At 50.7% G+C, this 23,861-nt stretch carries 17 protein-coding genes and 1 pseudogene; 5 read left to right on the top strand and 13 right to left on the bottom strand.

Going from position 1 to position 23,861, the window contains the following annotated elements:
• The 3 genes from RJP21_RS08375 to RJP21_RS08385 all read right to left on the bottom strand — a co-directional run bounded on the left by RJP21_RS08375 (window position 1) and on the right by RJP21_RS08385 (window position 3,599).
• Window positions 1-990: a sugar-binding protein gene (locus tag RJP21_RS08375; protein ID WP_310858883.1), complete on the bottom strand. Its 990-nt coding sequence runs from the start codon at window positions 988-990 to the stop codon at window positions 1-3.
• A 101-nt stretch (window positions 991-1,091) separates the two neighbouring features.
• Window positions 1,092-2,330 (bottom strand): ATP-binding protein, encoded by a 1,239-nt coding sequence (locus RJP21_RS08380; protein WP_310858884.1) that lies wholly within the window; start codon window positions 2,328-2,330, stop codon window positions 1,092-1,094.
• Between the two features lie 321 nt (window positions 2,331-2,651).
• Window positions 2,652-3,599: an SMI1/KNR4 family protein gene (locus RJP21_RS08385; protein WP_310859006.1), complete on the bottom strand. Its 948-nt coding sequence runs from the start codon at window positions 3,597-3,599 to the stop codon at window positions 2,652-2,654.
• A gap of 240 nt (window positions 3,600-3,839) precedes the next feature.
• On the opposite strand from RJP21_RS08385, the gene RJP21_RS08390 reads away from it, so the two are divergent.
• Entirely contained in the window at window positions 3,840-4,493 is a 654-nt protein-coding gene (locus tag RJP21_RS08390; protein WP_236575658.1) for a cell wall hydrolase, read from the top strand.
• A gap of 109 nt (window positions 4,494-4,602) precedes the next feature.
• On the opposite strand, the gene RJP21_RS08395 is transcribed toward RJP21_RS08390, so the two are convergent.
• The 3 genes from RJP21_RS08395 to RJP21_RS08405 all read right to left on the bottom strand — a co-directional run bounded on the left by RJP21_RS08395 (window position 4,603) and on the right by RJP21_RS08405 (window position 7,621).
• Window positions 4,603-5,343 (bottom strand): Bax inhibitor-1/YccA family protein, encoded by a 741-nt coding sequence (locus tag RJP21_RS08395; RefSeq protein WP_310859007.1) that lies wholly within the window; start codon window positions 5,341-5,343, stop codon window positions 4,603-4,605.
• A gap of 82 nt (window positions 5,344-5,425) precedes the next feature.
• Window positions 5,426-6,421, bottom strand: a complete 996-nt coding sequence (locus RJP21_RS08400; RefSeq protein WP_310858885.1) for an SseB family protein — start codon at window positions 6,419-6,421, stop codon at window positions 5,426-5,428.
• Between the two features lie 153 nt (window positions 6,422-6,574).
• The gene (locus RJP21_RS08405; protein ID WP_310858886.1) at window positions 6,575-7,621 is read right to left on the bottom strand and encodes a bifunctional transcriptional activator/DNA repair enzyme AdaA; all 1,047 of its coding nucleotides are present in this window, start codon (window positions 7,619-7,621) and stop codon (window positions 6,575-6,577) included.
• 193 nt (window positions 7,622-7,814) lie between these two features.
• On the opposite strand from RJP21_RS08405, the gene RJP21_RS08410 reads away from it, so the two are divergent.
• A complete protein-coding gene (locus RJP21_RS08410) occupies window positions 7,815-8,498 on the top strand; it encodes a YdeI/OmpD-associated family protein (protein WP_310858887.1) in 684 nt (227 codons plus the stop codon).
• A gap of 293 nt (window positions 8,499-8,791) precedes the next feature.
• Here the strand turns inward: RJP21_RS08410 and RJP21_RS08415 are convergent, their stop codons facing one another.
• The 6 genes and pseudogenes from RJP21_RS08415 to RJP21_RS08440 all read right to left on the bottom strand — a co-directional run bounded on the left by RJP21_RS08415 (window position 8,792) and on the right by RJP21_RS08440 (window position 18,102).
• Entirely contained in the window at window positions 8,792-10,255 is a 1,464-nt protein-coding gene (locus RJP21_RS08415) for a protein adenylyltransferase SelO (RefSeq protein ID WP_310858888.1), read from the bottom strand.
• 220 nt (window positions 10,256-10,475) lie between these two features.
• Window positions 10,476-11,969 carry a malate:quinone oxidoreductase gene (locus RJP21_RS08420; RefSeq protein ID WP_310858889.1) on the bottom strand — a complete coding sequence of 498 codons (1,494 nt, stop codon included), beginning with the start codon at window positions 11,967-11,969 and terminating at the stop codon, window positions 10,476-10,478.
• A 670-nt stretch (window positions 11,970-12,639) separates the two neighbouring features.
• A complete protein-coding gene (locus tag RJP21_RS08425; protein ID WP_310858890.1) occupies window positions 12,640-13,221 on the bottom strand; it encodes a DUF4276 family protein in 582 nt (193 codons plus the stop codon).
• Window positions 13,221-14,418: pseudogene (locus tag RJP21_RS08430) on the bottom strand (AAA family ATPase). The gene RJP21_RS08425 and the pseudogene RJP21_RS08430 overlap by 1 nt, the downstream one beginning before the upstream one ends.
• 270 nt (window positions 14,419-14,688) lie before the next feature.
• The gene (helD, locus tag RJP21_RS08435; protein ID WP_310858892.1) at window positions 14,689-17,106 is read right to left on the bottom strand and encodes an RNA polymerase recycling motor HelD; all 2,418 of its coding nucleotides are present in this window, start codon (window positions 17,104-17,106) and stop codon (window positions 14,689-14,691) included.
• 399 nt (window positions 17,107-17,505) lie between these two features.
• A complete protein-coding gene (locus tag RJP21_RS08440; protein WP_310858893.1) occupies window positions 17,506-18,102 on the bottom strand; it encodes a uracil-DNA glycosylase in 597 nt (198 codons plus the stop codon).
• 237 nt (window positions 18,103-18,339) lie between these two features.
• Here RJP21_RS08440 and RJP21_RS08445 point away from each other — a divergent pair, with 237 nt between their 5' ends.
• Window positions 18,340-20,970, top strand: coding sequence for a family 16 glycosylhydrolase (locus RJP21_RS08445; RefSeq protein ID WP_310858894.1), 2,631 nt, complete (start codon window positions 18,340-18,342; stop codon window positions 20,968-20,970).
• A gap of 90 nt (window positions 20,971-21,060) precedes the next feature.
• Here RJP21_RS08445 and RJP21_RS08450 read toward each other — a convergent pair whose 3' ends face one another.
• Window positions 21,061-22,200, bottom strand: coding sequence for a 5-methyltetrahydropteroyltriglutamate--homocysteine S-methyltransferase (locus RJP21_RS08450; RefSeq protein ID WP_310858895.1), 1,140 nt, complete (start codon window positions 22,198-22,200; stop codon window positions 21,061-21,063).
• 273 nt (window positions 22,201-22,473) lie between these two features.
• Between RJP21_RS08450 and RJP21_RS31245 the strand changes: the two genes are divergently transcribed.
• A complete protein-coding gene (locus tag RJP21_RS31245) occupies window positions 22,474-23,181 on the top strand; it encodes an MFS transporter (protein WP_397386193.1) in 708 nt (235 codons plus the stop codon).
• Window positions 23,127-23,741 (top strand): MFS transporter, encoded by a 615-nt coding sequence (locus tag RJP21_RS31250; RefSeq protein WP_397386194.1) that lies wholly within the window; start codon window positions 23,127-23,129, stop codon window positions 23,739-23,741. Before RJP21_RS31245 ends, RJP21_RS31250 begins: the two co-directional genes overlap by 55 nt.
• Window positions 23,742-23,861: the final 120 nt, after the last annotated feature.

The following is a 23,861-nucleotide window of genomic DNA, read 5'->3' on the forward strand; positions in this document are numbered from 1 at the left end:
TCACGGGCCGCTCCCCCCGGTCTGCACGGACTTCCGGTCCAGAAGGGTGGTCGGAATGAAAAGCTGCGCGGGCAGTTTTTGGCCTTGAAACCATTGAGCAAGCAAATGCACCGCTTGACCTCCGATTTCCAGCGGCTGCTGCACGATGGATGCCTCAATGTCCCCGTCGGCGATGCCCTTCCGGGTCGCCTCCAAATCGTCAAAGCCATACACGCGCACGCCTTCTTTGCCCGCCGCCTTGATCCCCTCAACGATTCCTCCGGCATCCAACGAGCTGAACCCGACGATCGTGCCGATCTCTCCATGCTGCCGCAGCATCGCTTCCGCCTGTTCGGCCGCCCCGATCCGCGAAATGTTGGACGAACGGACGTCCACGACTTCATATCCGGCGGCCGTTGAAATGACGGACCGGAAACCCTCGAGCCGTTGCCGCTGGTTGTCCGCGAATTCGCTGCCGACGATGACCCCGATTCGGCCCGATCCGCCCGGATGGTTCAGCACCAGTTCTCCCATCCGCCGCCCCGCTTCCCTGTTGTCCGTGCCCACGTAAGCCAGACGGCGGCTTCCCGGCTCATCCGCATCGACGGTCAGCACGGGAATTCCCTGATCGACCGCTTTGGCGATCAACCGGTCATATTCGGCGTTTCCGACGCCCTGTATCAAAATGCCGTCCGGTTTCGCGGCAATCGCTTTCTCCAGCAGCCTTGCCTGTTCCGCAGGATCGATCCGGATGGGCCCCGTATAATCGATTTTCATCCCCAATTTTTGCGCCTCTTCCGCTGCTCCCTGCTCCATTTCCCGCCAGAACGGGTTGTCCAGCTCCTGCGCGATCAGAACGATATGTTTGGCGGGCTGCGCCGCCGGTTTGACCGGTCCCATCCGATGGATCAAGTCGTCCACCTTCGTCGTGGAAGCAAAAAAACGAATGAGGACATAACCAAAAATAAGAACGACCACGACCAGTCCGATCCACCACTTCCGGTTCGACATGCTTTACCCGACCTTTCTTTCGGCGCACCGTTTCTATCGTTAACTTGCCCATTCCAATAGTATATCATGAAGCGCCGCAGCCTGGTTTCGTGAGCAAACCTTCACGTCGGGATCGTGATCTGAAACGTCGTGCCTTTGCCTTTTTCGCTTTCAACCTCGATGAATCCTTTCAATTTGTCGACGGTGCTGTAAACCATGAGCATGCCAAGGCCCGTCCCTTCCTCTTTGGTGGAATAATACGGTTTGCCGAGGCGGGATATCTCCTCTCTCGTCATTCCGACGCCGGTATCTTGAATGCGGATGACGATGTTTTGCTTTTTTTCCGAAATATCGATGGACAGCGTGCCGCCGCCCTTATCCCTCATCGCTTCGATGCCGTTTTTGTACAAGTTGATGAGGCACTGCTGGACTTGATTCCGGTCGTAATGCTTTTGGAGCGAATTGTTAAAATGGAACTCCACCCGGACTTTATGAATGGACGCATACGGCATGATCACGTTTTTGGTATACTCCAGCTCTGTGCTCATGTCGGAATAGACCATGTTTTCGGATTGCGGCTTGGCAAACGAAAGGTAATCGCTCACGATTTTTTCCGCCCGCTTAAGCTCCTGCAGGGATAATTCCACGTACTGCATCTCTTCCGGCCCGATGGTTTTGGACTTGTTCAGCAGCTGCAGAAAACCGCTGGTCACCGTCAAGGGATTGCGGATTTCATGGGATACGCTGGCCGCCAGCTCGCTGACGACCTTCAGTCTTTCCGACTGCATGATCCGGTCGCGGTTTTTCATGTTGGCGATGATCTTTTCGATCAAAATCATGAGAATAACCATGAATACCACATACGTTGTCAAGGCATTGAGGACGAGGATCCAAAATTGCTTGTTTAGCGCCCCTTTGGCAAAGCTGAGCGTAAGCAAGTAAAACCCGGTCGTCAAAAATGAGGCGATCGCAGCCCATAAAACGCGTCCTTTGGAGCTTAGCTTCAGAAATTTGGCGCTATAATACGGCACGATAACCATCATCGTCGTCGAAAAAAGAAAAGACTGCATCGTTCCTTCCCCGCCGACGTAAAGCCGGTACAGATTCAAAATGATATATAAAAGGAAAACGTTCCGATACCCTCCATACAGAGCCACAAGGAGAAAAGGGATGTATCTTAAATCGACAATAAACCCGATGCTGAGCTGGATCGGCATCGAAATGCAAAGAATCATCGACACCGCCGACAGCAGAACAAGGATTTTGCCGTGAGAGGCGTACGGACGGTTTTCAAAGAAAATGAGAAAAATGACGACCGGAACCAATAAAAACAGGAAATTCAAAAGCAAAGTTTCAAACAACGGCTGACTTCCTTTCGAACTTTTGGTAGCTTGTTGGACATCGATCCGTTTTAAATCATTACTATAAGACCTTACGCCAAACCGATGTTATAAGTAAAGTTAAAACTGTTAATTTATGTTTACTTTATTATGGCAACGGCCATCGTGCAACGTTTCGCTCAGACGGCCGCATCCCTTGCCACTTCTTTTGCAGGCAGGCGCAAAAAACCGCTCCAGGACTGGAGCGGTCTCGCCGCGATTGTAAAGCCGATTCATATTGATTCGAAAAAGAAGCAATGTCCGCGCCTTCTCTTCTCGTTCCTTCCCGGCTTTGAATGCATCCTAGTGAACCAATCCGCCAATAAAGGCTTCGAAGTTCGGAGCCAGCTTTGTTATTTTATAATTCTGCTCTTTATCCACGAAGATCACTTCCGGCTCGCCGTCATTGCCCGACGGGCGATAGTCCAGCATGACGATGCCGGATTCCGAAGGACAATGGCAGATCGCGACGCCAAATTCCGGATATCCGCCGTTTTCGATTGAATGCCTGCTGCCTTCGGCGCCGCATAGCGAATAGGTTTTCTCCCGGCCAATCCCCATGATGCCCGAAATCGTAATATACCCCGCTTCTCCGGACTCGGCTCCGCCGATCGGGAAACGACGGTTGCGGGGAATCCCCCCGTTATGCTGTTTCATCATGTCGATATAAGAGGCAGGCAGCTTAAACACCAGCGATTCTTCCACGGAAGCGATCAAATCGTCCGTCGGCGGATCGGATATGTACTGTTCCGCGCCATCCGCATGGTCATCCCAAAAACCCGCCGGGTCGGAATCGGTGCCCTCGACGGGAACGGCGGCGACAGCAGCGGCTGAAGCGGCGGGTTCCTCCACGGGCTCCGAAACGGGTTCGTCTGCCGAATCCTCGTCCGGCGAAGGCTCCGCCAGCTTTTGCCGAATGGACTCCAGAAACTCCAGCGTATCCTCATCGCCCGGATCCAGCTTGTCCGCAGCTTCAAACTCCCGCAAAGCATCTTCGTACCGGTCCAAATAATAATAAGCGAGCCCTATCCGGTAATGCCAAAGCGGATCGTCTGTTCCTTCTTCGGCTACGGTCAAAAGCTGCCCGACCGCCTCTTCGTAACGTCCGAGATTGTTCATCGCCCTGCCCAATTGGCCGACCAACTCGTAATCCCGTTCTTCCTTCGGAATCTCCGCAATCGCATCCACGATTCGCTCAAATTCGTCCTCTTCATGCCATGCTTCCAGCTGTGCCAAAAGTTCGTCGCTTATCATGATATCCCCCTTTGAAAGCCTTTTTCAGATTATACCATTTTGAAGGCGGGGGGCTCCAGCGCGTGGGGATGGATCGATCGGGAAATGTACAGGATTACCTTCCCGACACGAAAGAAAGAATGGTAATTGCTATTTATTTTTACTTTGCGTGGCAAGGTCTCCTAGACCTTTTCCAGTTTATGCCTTTGTCCCGTAATCTGCGGCACATTATAATGCATCCTAAAGGAGATGATGTCAATGAAAGCTTATAAGTGGAAATTATTCGCTATCTTTATCGTCCTCTTTGTCGTTTATTGCTCAGGTTGGGAGGAGGACAAGGCCGAGGCGGCTTCCATTCTCAAACCGGGCAGCGAAAACCGTGAAGTCCGGGATGTGCAGTATCGGCTGAAAACGTTGGGCTTTTATGACGGGGCGCTTGACGGAAAATATGGTCCAGGTACGTCGTCGAGCGTCATGGCATTCCAAAAGGAATACGGCGTTAATCCAGACGGGACCGTTGGGCCCGCAACATGGAGAAAGCTCAAGAAGTACACTTTAAGCGAAAGCGAAATGGAGATCATGGCTAAAATCATCTACAGCGAAGCCCGCGGAGAATCCTACAAAGGACAGGTTGCCGTCGGAGCCGTCGTGATGAACCGGATCCAGTCGGACGATTTCCCGGACACGATTCAGGGCGTCGTATTTCAAAAAAACGCGTTTACCGCCGTCAGCGACGGACAATACGGGATGAAGCCGAACCGAACGGCTTACCGTGCCGCCCTCGATGCCGTCCGCGGCTTTGACCCGACCCGCAACTCCCACTACTACTATAATCCGAAGACGGCGACCGACAAATGGATCTGGACGCGAACGCCAACGATAAAAATCGGCCGCCATTTATTTGCCAATTAAATCGTATGAATTCGTGGGGCTGGAGGATGCAGCCCCAAAAAGAAAAGGCCGCATCAGCGGCCTACATTGCCGGGTTCCCCCGAGCAATCCATTCTAAATGTTTATTAACTTAATCCCGGCTTGCCAGCTTCGAAAGCAGGCGGATGATTTCCACGTACAGCCATACGAGGGTCACCAGCAGCCCGAAAGAGCCGTACCATTCCATGTACTTCGGGGCGCCCTGCCGGGCCCCTTCTTCAATAAAATTAAAGTCGAGCACGAAATTCAGCGCGGCGATAATGACGATGACGACCGAAATTCCGATGCCGATCGGCGTGCTGTCATGCAGATACGGAACCGTCACCCCGAATAAACCGAGGATGAAGCTAAGCAGGTACACAAGCGCGATTCCCGCCGTGGCGGCGAACAGCCCTTTCTTGAAGCCCGCGCTGGCTTTGACCAACCCGGTCTTGTACACGAGCAGCATGGCCAGAAATACGCACATGGTCAACAATGCCGCCTGCATGGTAATGCCGTAATATAAAGATTCGTAAGCTGCCGATAAGGCCCCTAAAAAGAAACCTTCCGCAATCGCATAGATCGGCGCCAAAAACGGTGCCGTTGTAGGCTTAAAGCTGATAATCAGAGCCAGAACCAAAGCCCCGATCGCGCCGCCGATCATGTACGGGTACATATCGTACCCATTAAAAAACATCACCCAGGATACGACCGCCGCCCCGATCAGAAGCGCCAGCAGCATAAACGATTTGTTGACCGTTCCGCCGATCGTCATGGTTTCTTGCCCATTGTAATGCCCGGTTTTCTCGAACGTTTTTTCGTTAAGCGTCGGATTTCCGCTGCGACCTATCAAATTCATTGCCTCCCCAAATATTTTTACTGCCATTCTAGCATATGTTGGGATATATTGGGATATACAAAAATATCATTTAGGATCATTCCCGCGCCTCGGCTTCATTTCGTCCTCTAATATAAGCTTCGATTGCCTTCTTGTTGTTCTCGTCGATCCGCAGCGGGATCCCGGCGCAATTGACGACGATGCCGTTCATGTTTTCGGACAAGGCCAAAAGGTCGCCGAAAGCGGCGACATTGCTGCTCCACACCGTTTTGTCATAAACCTTCTCGAATTCGGGCCAATCCGTAAACGCCGGCAGCCACGTCGAATCGTTTTCGGCACCCAAAACGCCAAACCGGATCTCCGTTCCTTCCGCGATCGTTTTAATGCCCTGCTCATCGGAAGGTGCCGGCTTTTTTTCTAAAAGCTGCATCGGCAGCAAATACTTTGCCCGCAGGACTTCTTCAAGCATTTGCCCCTCGAGTGCATGAAGAAGCTGTTTATCAGTTTCGCCGTCCTGACGAGAATGCAAGGTTTGAAAAAAACGGATGAGCGCATGCTGCAAACGGGGATTGGTTACGGGAATGTTGATTTCCGGAATGCCGGTCCAGTCCGGCGGCGGCAAAATATCGTCCCCGTCGATTTCGATATGGTATTGCCCATTGTCCAGAAGGACTTTGGAGAGACCAAGGATATGAAGCTCTGCGAAGGTTCCGAGGATTTCCTCCCGGCCGATTTTTTTCATCTCGAGCATCAAAAGCTGCTGCCGAAAATAATCCTCCGCGCTCGCGGCATATTGCTCGTTCGAAAACATCCATACCCGGTCATCGGCATCGACGTAGGGGTAGTTCGTGTGTTTGTCATAGGCGAGATACAGCGCTTCGGCATCTTTGACCTTTTCTTTCAACACGGTGAAAAATGACCGTATTTTCTCATCGGCATCCTGGCCGGTTAACGTCTGCTCTTTCCTGAAATGCTTGGCGGAATGAATCAAAAATATTAATTCCTGGATCGCCAGTTCCCTGCATTCCTCCACCGCTATCCGTCCGTTTAACAAAAATTTCACTCCGACTGCATTTTTTCTTACTTCGTTCATCGGTACGCCGCCCCTCCACGTGTTTGCCTCATTATATCTTTATAGCGATGAATATGAAAAGTAACGCCCAGGTTCTGTTAAAACAAAAACAGGCGAAATATCGCCTGCATGTAAGGATTTGTGCTTATTACTTTATTACTATTGGGCTGCGTTTTAATTTCCTTGCTTTTCGTGGTTAATAAGCCACTGTTTGCGCGTCAGGCCGCCGCCATAACCGCCAAGTCCGCCATCGCTGTTGATGACCCGATGACAAGGCACGATGATCGCAAGCTGGTTCATCCCGTTGGCTTGGGCAACCGCGCGAAAGGCCGACGGTTTTCCGACCGCAGCCGCCAGTTCGGCGTAAGACCGGGTTTCGCCGGCCGGGATGTTCCGAAGTTCATCCCACACGGATTTTTGAAAAGGCGTTCCGAGGTAATGGACAGGCGTCTTGAATTCTTTTGACTTCCCGTCAAAATAGGCATGAAGCTCTTCCGCGATCGACCGGATCGGACCAGCGGAACCAGGGATGATGGCGCATTTTGTTTTTTGCCTAAGCCGTTCAATTTCACGCTCAAGCCCCCTTCGGTCCACGAATTCCAATAGATAAAGCGCTTCGTCGTCGGCAATCGCAACCATGGGTCCCAGTCTCGTATCCAGCCATTCCGCCTTTAGAACTTGGCCGTTTCCGAGCTGGCTTGGAGCCGCGCCCATAATGCGGGAAAACGCGTCCCTGAATCCGCTGCTTGATTCGTAACCGGCCGAAAGCTGTGCATCCATCACATTCTCACCCTCCCTGATTTGTTTCATGGCCATCCCGATGCGTCTTGCCCGCGCGTATTCAACGAAAGTCATGCCAAACCGTTTTTTGAATTGGCGGCGCGCCGTCGAAGCATCGATCGACAAATACTCAAAATCCCTCTCCTTCCACCGCTTTTCCGGGTTCGCCTCAATGGCCTCCACCAGCATTCGGACGATCTCCGGGACATGATTCGGGTGGGATAGGGGGCGACATCGTTTGCAAGGGCGAAAGGAAGCCAACAGCGCCTCCTTGGCCGTCTCGAAAAATTCACAGTTCTCGAATTTCGGCTTTCTCGCCGGGCAGGTCGGGCGGCAAAATACGCCGGTTGTTTTGACCCCGACGTAAAAAAGACCCTCATATTCGGAATTTTTTTCAATCAACGCCTGATAATATTTTTGTTTGAGCTCGGCTTTCATCATTCCGCCACCCCCGGTCGGCTTTCAACGCTTGGATTCTGTTTCTTATTATAGTCTACAGGCTCCGGGCCGTCCGCCGAAAATCAGGCATCCATTTTATAAAATTGGATCGCGATTGTACAGGTTCATGTTCGCCGCCGAAACAGGCTATAATGGATTCAAAGGACATCCGAACATAGGCAGGAGATGAAATTCAATGTCTAAATCTATCGTAGAAAAGCTTGGCTTGCAAAAGTACAAGCATGTGGCGATTTTGAACCAGCCGGAAGGAATGGATTATTTTGCGGGGTTGACCGGCTATGATACGGAGCTTACGGAGAACGCGTACGATCTTATATTTGCTTTCGTGCTGGATCTGGAATCTTTAAAGGAATTGATACACCGCGTAATCGAGCGGAAACTTCTTCAAAGCAACGGCTATCTTTTTGCCGCCTATCCCAAGAAGGGGAACAAAGTATATCCCACATTCATCCACCGCGATGAACTGTTTCCGGGCTTGGGAAGCGACGAAGAAGGATACATCGGGGACAGCGGCATCAAATTTGCGCGCATGGTCGGACTGGATGAGGTTTTTACGGTTGTCGGCTTCAAGCAGGAGGCCAAAGGCAAAGGAAAAGGAAAAGAACAAGCCGCTTCCCGGTCAAGCCAGCGCGTGGACGATTACATTTCGATGATTCCGCGCGTGGAAAAAGATTTGGAAGATGCGCCGGAGCTGCTTGCATTTTACCAATCGCTTACCCAGGGGTACCAAAAAGATTGGGCGCGTTATGTTTATAGCGCCAAGCAGGAGGCAACCCAAGTCAAACGCCGGGAAGAGATGAAGGCGATTCTTCAGGCCGGTTATAAAAGCCGCGACCTCTATCGCAAAGATCATCCTTAACCCCGAAAAACAACCATTCCCTTAAAACATTTAAAACGGGCTGCCATTGCCCAATGGCGGCTTGTTGAAGATGATTGAAATCGGTTAACACCGGCGTATCCAATGATGGAACAATAAAAGCAAGATGCCCGGACTTATGAAAGGGCATCTTGCTTTTTTGGGTTAATGATTGATCCTCGGGCATCGCATTCCATTCCTTAACGCCGATGATCGAACCTCGAATCTCGCTGCCCCGCTGCGTCGCTTAGGGTATGGTTCAGCTTGCGAGTCTTACCGGAGAAAATCGGACTCGATCACGTCCCGCAATAAGTGCGGTAAGGTTTTGCCGACGTAGGCACGGTGCAGTATTCCTCCTGTTCGGCGGCGTACGCGTAGGGGTTCGATAAAGCAGCGAGCAGCCGCTCCATCACGCCAAAGTCGCCCCGTTCCGTTGCGGCTTCCAGCGCTTCCTCGACCCGGTGATTCCGCGGGATGACGGCAGGATTGCTCTTTTGCATCAACTGCTTCGAGGAGGCTTCCGATTCCCGCTGCCTGCCGCGTCTCGCCATCCAACGCTCATGCCACTCCGTGAATTCGGGAGCCTTAAACAGTTCCGTATCTGCGATGGTGCCCATGGTTAATGACCGGAAAGTGTTGGTATAGTCCGCATGGTAAGTTTCCATCACATTCAGAAGATCCTCAAACAGTTTTTTATCTTGTTCTTCTTCGTTAAAAATCCCCAGCTTGGCTCTCATGCCTGAAAGCCAATTCGCTTCGTACAAATCCATGTAACCGGAAATTTCCTTCTGGGCCATTTCGACGGCCCGTTCCTGATCCTCATGCAACAGCGGCAACAACGTTTCGGCGAACCGCGCAAGGTTCCACCCGCCGATGTACGGCTGATTGCCATACGCATAACGGCCTTGCGAATCAATGGAGCTGAACACCGTGGCAGGATTATAGACATCCATGAAAGCGCAAGGACCGTAATCGATCGTTTCGCCGCTAACGGTCATGTTGTCGGTGTTCATCACGCCGTGAATGAAGCCGACAAGCTGCCATTTGGCTATAAGCGAAGCCTGACGTTTGATCACTTCAGCAAGCAGCGCAAGATATCGGTTGCCGCCCGCTTCGATGTCCGGATAATGGCGCTCGATGGTATAGTCGGCAAGAACGCGAAGATTTTCGGTGGTGCCGAAATGCGCTGCATACTGATAGGTTCCGACGCGAATATGGCTGGCAGCTACGCGCGTCAGTACGGCCCCCGGAAGCTCCCTTTCGCGGGTGATGGGCTGCCCCGTCGTCACCACGGCAAGGCTGCGGGTGGTTGGGATGCCTAGCGCATGCATCGCTTCGCTGATGATGTATTCGCGCAGCATCGGTCCAAGGGCGGCACGCCCATCCCCGCCGCGAGAGTATGGCGTTCTGCCCGAACCCTTCAGCTGGATGTCCATTCTGTCGCCTAGAGGCGTGATCTGTTCCCCCAGCAGCACGGCCCGGCCGTCCCCTAACATGTTAAAATATCCGAATTGATGACCCGCATAAGCTTGGGCAAGCGGCGCCGCCCCTTCCGGCACTTGATTCCCGGCAAGCACAGCCACGCCGGCCCCGCTTTGCAGCGCCTGAACGTTTAAACCGAGCGTCTCCGCCAGCGAATGATTAAGAATGGCCAGCTTCGGCGAGCGCACGGGAGCCGGCTCGATCCGGGAAAAAAACGATTCCGGCAGGCGGGCATAGCTATTGTCGAAGTTCCATCCTGTTTCGTTATGTGTTGTCATAGACTCTCCTTATTTTATGGCATGTATAACGCTGCTGCCTTATCGCTTTTTTGATGTCCATTTCTTCTCTTTATTATACCGTCTTCGGCGGAACGCTGTGAGGTGATCATTTTTCTCGTTCCGGCACCTGCAAAAGATTGCAGGCAAAACAAAACGGCCTTTGGTTCCATGAGTTCAGGATAAAGGCCGCTTAATTTCATTTTATTTTGTTACTACATTGCTACATAACGGATTTCAGTTTCTTTAGGCCAAGCGTCCGCGCCGTCGAAGTACGAATCTCATGGATAAGCTCCGGATGTTCCACCAACTGCAAGCCAAAAGAAGGAATCATCTCTTTTATTTTCGGTTCCCACGCTTTTAAATGTTGCGGGAAGCATTTTTCGATGACCTCAAGCATGACGGAAACGGCGGTCGAAGCACCCGGCGAGGCTCCGAGCAATGCGGCGATCGACCCGTCGGCGGCACTCACCACTTCCGTACCAAATTGAAGCGTTCCTTTGCCGGCAGGCGTATCTTTAATGACCTGCACGCGCTGGCCGGCGACCAGCATATCCCAATCTTCGCTTTTGGCGTTCGGGATAAACTCCCGCAGCTCTTCCATGCGTTTTTCTTTCGATAACATCAATTGCTGGATCAGGTATTTCGTCAACCCAAGGTTTTTTGCGCCTGCGGCCAGCATCGTCAACAGATTATTCGGCTTTACAGAGCCTATCAAATCAAACATGGACCCGGTTTTTAGGAACTTCGGCGAGAAGCCGGCAAACGGTCCAAAAAGCAGCGATTTTTTATTGTCGATAAATCTCGTGTCCAGATGCGGCACAGACATCGGAGGCGCGCCGACCTTCGCTTTGCCGTATACCTTGGCATGATGCTGCGCCACAACCTTCGGATTGTTGCACACCATGAATAGGCCGCTGATCGGGAATCCTCCGATATGCTTTCCTTCCGGAATGCCGGATTTTTGCAGCAAAGGAAGGCTTCCCCCGCCGCCTCCGATAAAGACGAACTTGGCCTTATGGCGTTCGACTGTACCGCTGGCATTCTTTATTTTCAATTCCCACGCGCCGTCGCCGGTGCGTTTAATATCATCAACACTATGTTTGTAATGGATATCGACGTTTTTGGTTTTTAAGTGATCGAACAGCATGCGCGTTAAAGCGCCAAAGTTGACGTCCGTTCCGGAGTCCATTTTGGTCGCTGCGATCGGTTCTTCGGATGTCCGGTCCTTCATAATAAGCGGAATCCATTCCATCAGTTTTTTCGGATCATCGGAAAACTCCATCCCTTGGAACAGAGGGTTTTTGGACATCGTTTCAAAACGTTTTTTCAAAAAGGCTACATCTTTTTCACCTTGTACTAAACTCATGTGAGGCAATGGCATGATAAAATCCTGCGGATTGCGAATCAGATTGCTGTTAACAAGATAAGACCAAAACTGCATGGAAACTTGAAAATGCTCGTTAACGACGACTGCTTTGCTAATATCTATGGATCCGTCCGGTTTTTCGGCCGTGTAGTTCAGTTCGCACAGTGCAGCGTGCCCCGTCCCCGCGTTATTCCATTCGTTAGAGCTTTCCTCTCCTGCGCTAGCCAGCTTTTCAAACACTGTAATTTTCCAGTCCGGTGCTAATTCTTTCAGCAAAGTCCCCAATGTCGCACTCATGATTCCGGCACCTATTAAAATAACGTCTGTTTCGGTTTGTCTGTTACTCATCTTTACCGCCCTTACACGCTAGTATTTGAAGAAAAGATGTAGGCGCTCTCACAGAAATCAGAGTACGAATCGGCACACATCTTTTCAGGATGAATGATAACCTGATCTTAGTATATCACTATTTTATGGACTATTAAATGATTGTTATATGCCATTTACAAGCCGATTACACGGATGAAGCGGAAAATGGGCGGTAAAACCTTGAGAAAACATCAAAAACCGAAGCTTTACCCCGGCAGGCGGAGAAAGGGGTAGGTTTTGGAGAAGCGCGGAAGAACTACTGCTTTTTTCAGTTAGCGCAAGTGACGGATGCCGCCCGGTTGAATGAACCATCTTTGTTCAAAAGATCATGAGGCAAAATCACATCAATGATACCGGGTATAAGAACGTGGTCGAGTATTTTGATGATGAGGCCAAAAGGATTTATCTGTAACATGAATAGGCTTGGGAACGTTATTTTACCATGGGAAGAAAAAATGAAAGGGAAAGGAGAGCTACATACCTATTATACTTTTGAAGGGCTCGAGAGGAACATTTAGACTTACATCCACTTTTACAATTTGAACTATTATAGTAAAGCTAATCGGCCACAGTCCAATGGAGTTTTGGGGAACAGGGCCGATTATTTTGTTTTTTTGAACTGGCGAATCCATTTGGTATTTAAAAACAATTATCTAACTAGGTTAATAATACCGTCTCTAAAAAATTGAAAACTTATTGATTTATTATTCCATGGATCCATATGTTGTGCTATTTTGGCAGCAGCCTCTGTCTTAACCAACCCTTTCCGATACCCATATTGAATAAGTACCTTATCTAATGCCTCCCATGTCCCTCCGGGAATCTGATCGGGATTTCTAAAACGAATCTGCTCTCCTAAGCTTTCGGGGATACGTGGGTACACTGCCCTTATGGCTGGTATATCTCCAAAAAACCACGCCTCAAGCTCTTCCACCACAATTCTACATAAAGAAATATCCGCTACACCACTTTTATTGGCAACGTTAACCAGAAACTGTTTTAATTCTCTACAATTTTGACGGTCTTCATCGATTAATATTACTATCTTGAATTCCCATGAGCTTCTTAATTTTGAGTATCCACGTAATCGTTGTTCTAATTTTGACATAAGGTCTTGTTTGCTTCGAAAATTGTGAACTTCAAAACTATGGTTCGAATCAATGATTTTTGGAATCAGTATATCTAGGGCTTTTTTCATAGATGGTTCTTCTACAAGCACTTCTAAATGCACTAAATATTACCCCTTCCAAAGTACCCCTCGTACCAGAGACTACCTAAAGAAGCACCTTCCGAAATAAATTGAGGAATATGTTCAATTTTATCAGCTCTAACAATACTTGCATAACCCTTATCATTACGTTTCATAATCCATAGTTCTTCCGGCCTTAAAGCATCAATAAAATAAGGAGAATGGGAAGATACAAAAACTTGAGTTCCGTGCTCCCCTTTCCCTCCTCTAGCATGAGCCCGAAACTCTTCAGCTAAAATATTTAATAATTTTGGGTGAAGACCATTTTCCGGTTCTTCTACACAGAGTAAGGGGGGTTGGGTCATAAAGTAAAATCAGGTATGCAAACATCTTCAAGGTTCCATCGGATACATGTCTTGCAAGAAACGGGTCTTTAAAAGGCCCATCCTTAAATTGTAATACAAGTCTGCCATCAACTGTTCGTTCCGACTTTATTGTCTCTAACCCAGGGATTCTTTCAGCTACCCTAGTTAATATTTGTTCAAAGGTATCAGGATGTTCTTCGCTTAAGTATTGAACAACATTTGCCAAGTTGTCCCCTGTACGAGAAAGGTGCTCTGCTGCACCAGACTCGGGAATTTGCCTAGCCTTATCAGGTATAAAATACGAAAGAAACCAGCCTTCAATAAACCTTCTTAGACTTGCAACCCTAGGATGCTCTGCTAGTTGCCCAAGACTTTTGATTGCTAGGATATCTGGACTATCCATTCGGATGGTTTGCCTTTCGTCACCTTCTTCTGGAGAATCTCCGGTAATAACAATTCCCTCTCCATTTCGAATATCGAGAAAGCGATACGGTGAACCATATTGTTTACCCCGTCTCCATTGTAAATACTCATGAGAAACTATGGGCCTGCCGTTTTTTTCATCAATCGATAAATGATAAGTGATTGGGGTTGAATTCTTTCTATTCAAATAATCTTCTTCTCTATATTTAATCGTAAAGGATATTGGACCATCTGCATTCCTTGAACGTACTTCATTGAATCTTCCTCGGGATTCTAATGCTTTTCTTACATTCGATTGTAGGCAATCAGCCAAGAATCCAAAAACATCAAAAAGTGTCGATTTTCCTGTACCATTCGGGCCAAGCACTACATTAATTGGCTGCAAATCAGTTAGGGTTACATTTTGAAGAAGTTTATAATTTTTAATTGAAATCTGCTCAATGAAAGGCACTTTTTTTCAGCCTCCTTGTGTCAACTATATTAAGTTTATTTCCAAAATAAACCACAGTCAAACAAAAGATTGTCCTTACTTTATTGATACGATTGAATTTACAAGTCTTGCTACAAAAATTAAAGGCCTTTGTCAAAATACCTTTTTAAAAATGCAACCAAGAACAACCTTTTGCAGAATGATCAAGTCAGCAAAGGTTGTTCTTCTTGGTTAACTATATCCGCAGTTTCGGATTCTTCCAATCAACACCATTACTCCAAACATTTCCTCTTATTGCTCCACCTCATACAAGGACGGATCCGCCCCTTGAATGAACGGCGTCCACTCTCCTTCTGCAAAAAGCAGAAGCCGGTGCATGGCACGCGTGCATGCCGTATAAAACAGCTTGCGCTCACTTTCCCGATGATACGTCCGTGAGGACGCGTCGTAGATGAGAACGGCATCGAATTCAACGCCCTTGGCGAGATAGACGGGGAGAATCAGCGTCCCCTTCTCAAAGTTGGGCGTATTCTTCGTCACAAGCTTCAGCCCGTGGCACCCCTGCGACGTCAAAAGATCAAAAGCTTCTTTGCTTTCGGCTGCCGTCTTCGTAACGATCCCGATGGAAGTAAAGCCCTCCTCTTGAAGAACTGCAAGGTGCTCGGCAATCCGCTTCGCCCGCTTCGCCCCGTTTTCCACCTTAGAGAGGAGCGGTTTCCTGCCGCTTCGTTCAAACGGTACGATCTCCCCCGCGTTCGGCAGCACAGGTTTCGTGAATTCCACGATTTCCTTGGTTGACCGGTAACTGCGAACCAGGCGAAAGAGGGTCGTTTCGGATTCGCCATAAAGCCCGATGAGCGGCGAATCCTCACCGTACAGCTCCGTCGACTGGGCAAAAATGGCCTGACCGAAATCGCCGAGCACCGTCATGCGGGCACGGGGAAACAGCCTTTTAAGGAATTCATATTGAAACATCGAATAATCCTGGCCTTCGTCGACGAATACATGGCGGATTTCGGTGTTTGTGCGGACGCCTTCGATAAGCTCTTTTAAATACAGGTACGGCGTCGCATCCTCATAGAACAGCTCATGCCGTTCAAGCTTATCCCTGGTCTGCCCGCAGATTTCCGCCCAGAGTGAAGGGATTTCGGATGCATCCGTCATCTTTTTAAACGCATCATCGTTTTCGAACAGTTGAAGGTACAACCCTACCATATCAATAAACAACATCCGCTTCACGCTTCGCTTGAGCGGTTTAAATTGCTCTTTTACGATCATCCGCCGCAGCAGTTGTTCCTCCCGATCGGCGTAGTCGAAGTCGCCTTCATCCGGCCTGCGCTCGCCTTGCAGTCTTTCACGGACTTCTTCATACTGCTCGGCAAAGTCAAAAACGCCTCTCTCTTTGTGCAGTTGTTGATATGCTTCGGCGTATTGATCTTTGTCGAGGTAATCAAGCTCCTCCTGCACCCAAAGCGCCTCCTGCTCCTTGCTCTCCAGCGAAGCCAGCTCGCGCAGCAGCCATTCCTGCAGCATTGCAATGCGGTTGGTCATGCGGATGGAAGGGTCATAGCCGTAAAACTTGGATTTCATTTGCTCCGCGGTGATCAGATCGCGGTCCCGAAAGCGAATGCTTTTGAACAGCATACCCTCCCGCTCCAACCAATGGGCATAATGCTGAAGGGCATGAAGGAAGTCGACGGATGCCTTGTATTGGATCCCTTTTAACCGGGCCTCGTACCCTTGCGCCGATTGTTCCGTAAGCACGTATTCCATTTGATCGAAAGGATCTTCCAGGCGAAACGTTCTGCCAAGCCAGTAGTCAAGGTATTCCTGGAACGTCGTCTGCTGCATGTTTTCTTCGCCGAGCTCGGGAAGAACGGTCGAAACATAGCTGTTAAACATCGGATTCGGCGAAAACAGAACGATTTGGTCCGCCTTGAGCCGCTCGCGATGTTTATACAGCAGGTACGCTACCCGCTGCAGCGCCGCCGAGGTCTTCCCGCTTCCGGCCGCCCCCTGCACGATGAGCATCCGGCTTTTGTCCTCGCGGATAATGGCGTTTTGCTCCTTTTGGATCGTCGCGACGATGCTTTTCATCTGATTGTCCGCGCCCTTGCCGAGCACCTGCTGCAGCAATTCGTCGCCGATCGTCAGGCTCGTGTCGAACACATTCTGCAATTTGCCCTCGCGAATCTGATACTGCCGTTTCAGCTTCATCTTGCCGGAGACGTGTCCACCCGGCGTATCGTACCCGGCTTCTCCCGGGGAATAATCGTAATACATGCTCGCAACCGGCGTACGCCAGTCATAAATCAGAAAACTCATGCCGTCCGAGTCGACGAAGGAGGACACGCCAATATAGATTTGCTCGGTAAAACTCAAGCCATCTTCATGGAAGTCGATGCGTCCAAAATAGGGTGACGGCAGCAGCCGTTTCATGTTTTTCCATTGCTGCACGCGCAGCCGGTGGCTCCGCTCCCGCTCGGACAACAAAGCTTCCTGCTGCCGGATACTATAGAAGGTCTCTTCAAAGTCTTCGTCCGTGCTGGTGTTGACGGTGACCTCCTCCCAAAACTGTTTGCGGATGTCCGTCACCTGACCATGCAGCCCGACCACTTCCGGCTCCAGTTCGGCAATTCTCGCTTGCAGCTTATCCGTAACCGCATCCAGCCGCTCCTGCTCCTGCTTCCAATCCTCCGCGTTGATCATCTTCCGCCACACTCCTTCATTCGAATTTGGTGAAAAAAGAATGTTTGACAAATCCCAATGCCCTGTGATAAGATTAAAGTGTAAATAAGATGGGATATCTATGGTGATTTTAAAGACATTGACAGTTCTTTAATCATACCATAGTGTCTTTTTGCGTGCAACTTTATTTAGTTATAAGATAACCCCGGCAGAATCTGCCGGGGTTTTTTTGCGGTTTAAAATCCAAGACTGCTTGGAGCTCGGCTCCAAGCGCTTGCAGCATAAAACGAGTGTTGTGGCTTGATTCGAACTCCTGTTGAATTTGAATATGCGATGCAAGAGCCCTATAAGACAAGCTGAGTGTGTTCCCGATGATTTTCGGAGGGTTTTGGGCCAAAACACAGAGGGAATCGGGAACGGCTATTCCCGCGCTGTTTTTTCCTCCCACTTCTCCTTCAAAGCTTTCAAATCCTCGACGAAAAACCTTAGTAAATTGGGCCTCCTTCTTACTGCCAACGGGTGATAGGTGAATCCGATCGGCATACCCCCGAACTTGTGCCAGTTCCCTCTCAACTCTTTGACGGTGGCATTCTCCTGCTGCGGGAACAATGCTTCCGCAACGGCATTCCCAAAGCCGAACAATACCGATGGCTGCTTTTGAAGGAGCTGCAATTGCAGATGGGAAAGGCATGCCGCTCGGGTCGCGGGTTTATTGTAAGCACGGATTGGGCGGCGTTTGAGCAAATAAGTGACGTAAACCGCGTGGATATCCATCCCCGCTTCCCTCATCCCGAGTTGGAGAGTTTCCCGCGTGCCGCACAAGAACGGATTTCCTTCCCGGTCCTCCCGGGCTCCCGGATTATCAAGGATCAACATCAGCGAGCTTTCCGGATTACCTTCCCCCCAGATGATGCGATTCCGCTGTTTGAATAGTTCGCAACGTTCACAATGTTGAGTACCTTCGGGAGCTTGCTCTTCAGGCAAGATGACACGGGGATGACCCATTTCCGTCGTCATGCATATCCCTTCCTTTCTATTGCACGACATGATTCCATTATGCCCAGTTATCGAAGTAGGCTGTCTGTTGATTTTCTTGAGAAGCCGGCAAAACCCGAAAAAACGTACCCTCAACCCAAAAAATGACGCCTGTTCTTCCGAATGCGGTATTCGATAGAATGAAGATGGCTCCATCTGTAAGCGTTTTCTTACCCGCTCAGCCAGCTGGAGATCCAATATTTTTTAAGGGGGGTATTTATGAAGCGATCTTACGCTACGGAAAGGCTGTTTAGGAAAAAGGCAGTAAGTCTGTTCCTGGCGATCTTGATGCTGGCCGGCGTCGGCCTATGGCCAACTTCGCAGGTTCAAGCCGCCGGGACGGCCGGAACCACCATTACCTCGATGTCTTATTTTTCGGCATCAGACGGACCCGTCATCACAAAATCGGGGGTTGGCCAGGCCAGCTACGGTTTTGTCATGCCCGTATTCAACGGGGGCTCCGCCACCTGGAATGACGTGGCCCAAGACTTGGGCGTCAAAGTGAAAGTAAACGGCAACTGGGTCGATATCGACAGCGTCGGCAGCTTTGTTTATAACCAGAACTGGGGGCACTGGAACGACGGCGGCTTTACCGGCTATTGGTTTACCCTCTCCGCGACGACCAATATTCAGCTGTACTCCAAAACGAATGGGGTTACTCTGGAATACACCCTTGTTTTTCAAAATGTCAACAAAACTACCATTACGGCGATGACCCCGACGCAAGGGCCGCAAATTACGGCCGGTTTTACGGGCGGTGCCGGGTTTACCTATCCGATTTTCAACAATGACCCGTCCATTACCTATGCGGCTGTCGCGGATGATTTGAAAGTGTTAGTGAAGCCTGTAAACAGCAGCGAATGGGTCGATATCGACAACAATGCAGCCAGCGGGTGGATCTATGATCAGAACTTCGGCCAATTCACCGACGGAGGCGGCGGCTATTGGTTTACCGTCAAGGAATCGATCAACGTCAAACTGGAATCCAAAACCTCTTCGGCTAACGTCGTGTATACGATCACCTTTCCCGGTTCCGCGAGAAATTCATTTGTCCTTACGCCTTATGAAGGAACAACCTTTACCGCGGATGCAAACGGGGCCATCGGCATCCCGCTGCCTAAAATCGACGGAGGGGCGCCAATCGGCACCGAGCTTGACAAATTCGTATATCAGATTAACATCAACGGGCAATGGGTGGATTTGGACAATTCGAGTCAGAGCCGATTTGTATATTCAGCGAACGGCTACAATCATATGTCCGATGCCAATCAGTGGGGATATTGGGCCGACTATATCTATGGCCTATGGTTCCAGCCGATTCAAGAGGACATGCAGATCCGGATCGGCTATCCGCTAAATGGACAGGCAGGTGGAAACGTGGGCAACAATTTCGTCAATTACACCTTGATCGGCAATCCGGATGCTCCCCGCCCGGACGTCACCGGTCAGGAGGACATTCCGATCGGAACGCCAAGCGATCCGGCCATCGAAGGCATGAATCTTGTCTGGCAGGATGAATTTAACGGGACCTCGCTTGATCGAAGCAAGTGGAACTATGAAACTGGTTATTATCTCAATGACGATCCCAACACCTGGGGCTGGGGCAATTCGGAGCTTCAGCACTACACCGACAGCGCGCAAAATGTTTTTGTGCAGGACGGGAAATTAAATATCAGAGCCTTAAACGAGCCGAAATCCTTCCCGCAGGATCCGAATCGGTATGCCCAATACTCTTCCGGGAAAATAAACACCAAAGACCGTTTTTCCCTCAAGTACGGCCGGGTGGACTTCCGTGCCAAGCTGCCGACAGGCAGCGGCATCTGGCCTGCGCTCTGGATGCTTCCGCAAGATAATGCATATGGAACATGGGCATCCTCCGGTGAAATCGATGTGATGGAAGCAAGAGGACGCTTGCCGGGCGCGACGAGCGGCGCCATCCACTTCGGCGGGCAATGGCCGGCGAACCGGCATCTTTCCGGCGAATACCATTTCCCTGAAGGGCAAACCTTTGCCAATGACTATCATGTGTATTCCGTGGTCTGGGAAGAGGACAACATAAAATGGTACGTGGACGGCAAGTTCTTCTTTAAAACGACCCGGGATCAATGGTATTCCGCGGCAGCGCCGAACAATCCGAATGCACCTTTCGATCAGCCGTTTTACCTTATTATGAACTTGGCGATCGGCGGGGCCTTTGACGGCGGCCGCACGCCGGATCCGTCCGATATCCCTGCAACGATGCAGGTGGACTATGTACGGGTGTACAAAGCAGGCCAAGGCGGGCAGAATCCCGGAAACGTGCCGGTGACCGGCGTCACGGTGAACCCGGCTGCGGCACAGGTAGAAGTCGGACAGAACGTACAGTTAACCGCCGCTGTGACGCCATCGAACGCAACGAACAAGCAGGTCAACTGGTCCACAGCCAATAGCGGCATCGCTTCCGTGAGTCAGAACGGTCTCGTGACCGGACTCGCTCCGGGCACGACAACCGTTACGGCGACAACCGCCGACGGCAATAAAACAGCCAGCGCCACAATTACCGTCGTGCCGGCGCCGTCCACCGTCATCGTCATCGGCGATGAGGTGAAGGGCTTGAAAAAAATCGGCGACGACCTGCTGTTCTATGTCAATGGCGCAACCTTTGCCGATTTGCACTACAAGGTCAACAACGGCGTGCAGCTGAACGTCGCCATGACCCCAACGGGGAACGGCAACTATACCTATCCCGTCCAAAACCTGAAACAGGGGGATAAGGTCGAGTACTTCTTTACGTACAACCCGGGGCAAGGGGCGCTGGATACCCCTTGGCAGACGTACGTTCATGGGGTAACTCAAGGGACGGTAGAGTAACTCCCCCATAACATGCTCGGAATGCACCTTTAGCCGTACGGATGATCCTCCGTACGGCTATATCGGTTTATTCCGCTTACGACATATGGATTACTTCCAGATCTCTTCGGCAATTTCTTTAATAAAAGCAAGCTTGCGCCACTGCTGCTCCTCGGTCAGGTGGTTGCCTTCTTCCGTGGAGGCGAAGCCGCATTGCGGGCTCAGGCAAATCCGGTTCAGATCGACGTATTGCGTCGCTTCCTCGATCCGCTTCAGAATATCCTCCTTGCTTTCAAGCTCGCCGAATTTGGAAGAGAACAGGCCCAGCACAACCTGCTGATTGTCCTTCAGGAAGCGAAGCGGCTTGAAATCCCCTGCCCGTTCGGTATCGAACTCCAGATAGTAGCCGGAATAGTTGTCGATGCCGAGGAGCGTTTGCGCGATCGGCTCGTAACCTCCCCCTACTCCGGCATAAGTGGAAACATAATTGCCGCGGCATACATGCGTCGTTACGACGAGGTCTTCCGGCAAACCCGATACCACTTCCTCGTTCAATTTGGCGAATTCGTTCGCATATTCCGCTACGTCCACGCCAGCCTGCTTCATGAATGCCATAAACTGTTCGTCGCAAAGCGCCCCCCACGTGCAATCGTCGAATTGAATGCTGCGGCAGCCGGCTTCATAGAAGGCAAGAACCGCCGCTTTGTACGCTTTGGCAATATCCGAAACAAGCTCTTCCCGATTCGGGTAGACGGCCTTCGTGCTTTCCTGATTTTCTGCCCGGTCCAGCTCGAACAGGAACTGCGCAGCCGCAGGAATGGATTGACGCGCAACGACGTCTTCGCCTGCAACCCCTTTTAAAAAAATATAGTGCGAAACAAACGGGTGACTGCTGTAACCGATTTTACCGGTCAGGCGGGCGGTTTCGGGTCTGGATTCCGCGCCGTTAAATTGATAGCCTTGGTCAATAGAGGTCCGTTCTACGCCGTCAAAACCCCAGAAAAAGTCCAAGTGCCACCAGGAGCGGCGGAACTCGCCGTCAGTTACGGCTTGAAGACCAACCTCTTTTTGTTTCTGTACAAGCTTAACGATTTCGGCGTTCTCCACTTCATTCAACTGCTCGGCGGTCAGTTCGCCGTTTTGAAATTTTAGTCTAGCCTCTTTCAACGCCTGAGGGCGCAGGAAGCTGCCAACGATATCATATCGAAACGGAGTAACGGTTCTCTTTTTAGGTTCGGTTTGTATGCTCATCGATTAATCTCCTCGGAAAATAATAATAAGATCAATATAGCACATGGGATTGGTTATACCGTTCTACCAAAAGGTTATAGCTTGTTATAGCTATTAGCTATAACAAATGTTTGGACTCCTGCAATGCGGGATCGACAAGTCAAAGCAACCCTCGATGCTTGTCAGAAGAAAGCCCCGCCACCACTTTATTGTCAAAACCTTCATGTTGCCGTATCCTTAATCTTGTTGTAAGCATTTTCCTTCATGTACATAGAAGTGGAGACTAAAAACGCAATGAAATCATCGATCCTAACCCGTCCTTTCTATTTCCTGTGGACCACCCAGACTGCGGCGAATGCTGCGGATGTGCTCTATATCATGGCGCTTACCGTATTGGTATTAAACCGGACCGAATCGCTGGTGTCGGCGGCGTTTATGCCGCTGATGCGCAGCGGGGCCCAAATGGTGAGCGGCCTGATCGCGCCGCTGCTGATGAACCGCTTTAAACTGCCGGCTCTGCTGCTTCTTTCGCAGACGGGCCAGTTTCTCCTGTTCATATGCTTGGCCGTATACCTGCAGCTTCAAGGAAGCGATGCTTTGCTTGTTCTTGTGTTTGCGCTGGTTTTTGCCATGTCTTTCCTCGATGGATGGACGGTTCCCGCCCGCAACGCGCTGGTTCCCCGGCTGGTCGCCCATGAACAGGGCCTGCTCAAAGCAAACAGCCTGATTAGCGTCAGCGATCAGGTCGTCATGTTTGCCGGCTGGGGGCTGAGCGGCGTGATCGTCGCCTTGCTGGGGCCAAGTCACACGCTGCTGCTGACAGCCGTCATCTACGGGTTGGCGGCAGCTTTTACGCTGGGCGTCAAGGAACCGACGGAAGCCCAGTCCGGGCCGCAGTCGGCCGATGTCTTGCCTGAAGGCAGTGCAGCGGCAGCTTCCACTACCAAATGGCACACCTTGACCGAGGGCTGGAAAATAATCTGGCAGGTGCCGCGATGCTGACCTTTATGGACATCATCGACATGCTGGGCGGTTCGGTATGGGTCGGCGCCTTTACGCTGGCCTTCGTTCAAGCGGCGCTTGGCAAGGGCGAAGAATGGTGGGGCTTCATTAATGCGGCCTATTTTGCGGGGTCGGTTGGCGGCGGATTGCTGGTTCTGGCCATGGCACGCGCCATCGGCAGCAATTTCCTGGCCGCCATGCTGATCGGCATGGCGGGTTATGGCGTCCTGACGGCCATTTATGCGCTCAATACCCAGCCCTTTATCGCACTCATTCTCGTGCTGCTGATGGGCCCGTTCGCCGAGCTCTCGATGATCAATCGGCGCACGTTGATTCAGCGCAGCGTGGACAATGACATGCTGCCCAAAGTGATGTCCGTCCAAGCCTCCCTGCTGAATCTGGTGTTCTGCATTTCGCTGCTGGTCATGGCGGCCCTTGCCGAATGGCTCGGTATCGTGAACCTCTACTTGTTAGCGGCAGTCCTAACTTTGCTGGCGCTCGGAGTCGGCTTGATCGGCCGCCGGGCCTTCCATAACGAAGCCGGCACCATAGGCAGTTAAATTTTTCAAATGCTCCGAAGCAAAGGTTATTTCCGTTTCGATGGAAAAGGCCGGAGTTTTCAGGCGCTGTTACAACGTCAAGGCCATCCTGTGAGGGATGGCCTTTTTAAGATCGCTTTG

The sequence above is a fragment of the Paenibacillus sp. VCA1 genome, from assembly GCF_031583795.1.
GTDB lineage: Bacteria > Bacillota > Bacilli > Paenibacillales > Paenibacillaceae > Paenibacillus_AQ > Paenibacillus_AQ albilobatus.

Excerpts from the sequence above, each read along its gene's own strand:
- RJP21_RS08440 (WP_310858893.1), bottom strand. The coding sequence starts at position 18,102 with ATGACGACGGAAATGGGTCATCCCCGTGTCATCTTGCCTGAAGAGCAA.
- RJP21_RS08450 (WP_310858895.1), bottom strand. The coding sequence starts at position 22,200 with ATGAGCATACAAACCGAACCTAAAAAGAGAACCGTTACTCCGTTTCGA.
- RJP21_RS08405 (WP_310858886.1), bottom strand. The coding sequence starts at position 7,621 with ATGATGAAAGCCGAGCTCAAACAAAAATATTATCAGGCGTTGATTGAA.
- RJP21_RS08410 (WP_310858887.1), top strand. The coding sequence starts at position 7,815 with ATGTCTAAATCTATCGTAGAAAAGCTTGGCTTGCAAAAGTACAAGCAT.
- RJP21_RS08400 (WP_310858885.1), bottom strand. The coding sequence starts at position 6,421 with ATGAACGAAGTAAGAAAAAATGCAGTCGGAGTGAAATTTTTGTTAAAC.
- helD (WP_310858892.1), bottom strand. The coding sequence starts at position 17,106 with ATGATCAACGCGGAGGATTGGAAGCAGGAGCAGGAGCGGCTGGATGCG.
- RJP21_RS08415 (WP_310858888.1), bottom strand. The coding sequence starts at position 10,255 with ATGACAACACATAACGAAACAGGATGGAACTTCGACAATAGCTATGCC.
- RJP21_RS08420 (WP_310858889.1), bottom strand. The coding sequence starts at position 11,969 with ATGAGTAACAGACAAACCGAAACAGACGTTATTTTAATAGGTGCCGGA.
- RJP21_RS08445 (WP_310858894.1), top strand. The coding sequence starts at position 18,340 with ATGAAGCGATCTTACGCTACGGAAAGGCTGTTTAGGAAAAAGGCAGTA.
- RJP21_RS31250 (WP_397386194.1), top strand. The coding sequence starts at position 23,127 with ATGGCACACCTTGACCGAGGGCTGGAAAATAATCTGGCAGGTGCCGCG.
- RJP21_RS08375 (WP_310858883.1), bottom strand. The coding sequence starts at position 990 with ATGTCGAACCGGAAGTGGTGGATCGGACTGGTCGTGGTCGTTCTTATT.
- RJP21_RS08390 (WP_236575658.1), top strand. The coding sequence starts at position 3,840 with ATGAAAGCTTATAAGTGGAAATTATTCGCTATCTTTATCGTCCTCTTT.
- RJP21_RS31245 (WP_397386193.1), top strand. The coding sequence starts at position 22,474 with ATGAAATCATCGATCCTAACCCGTCCTTTCTATTTCCTGTGGACCACC.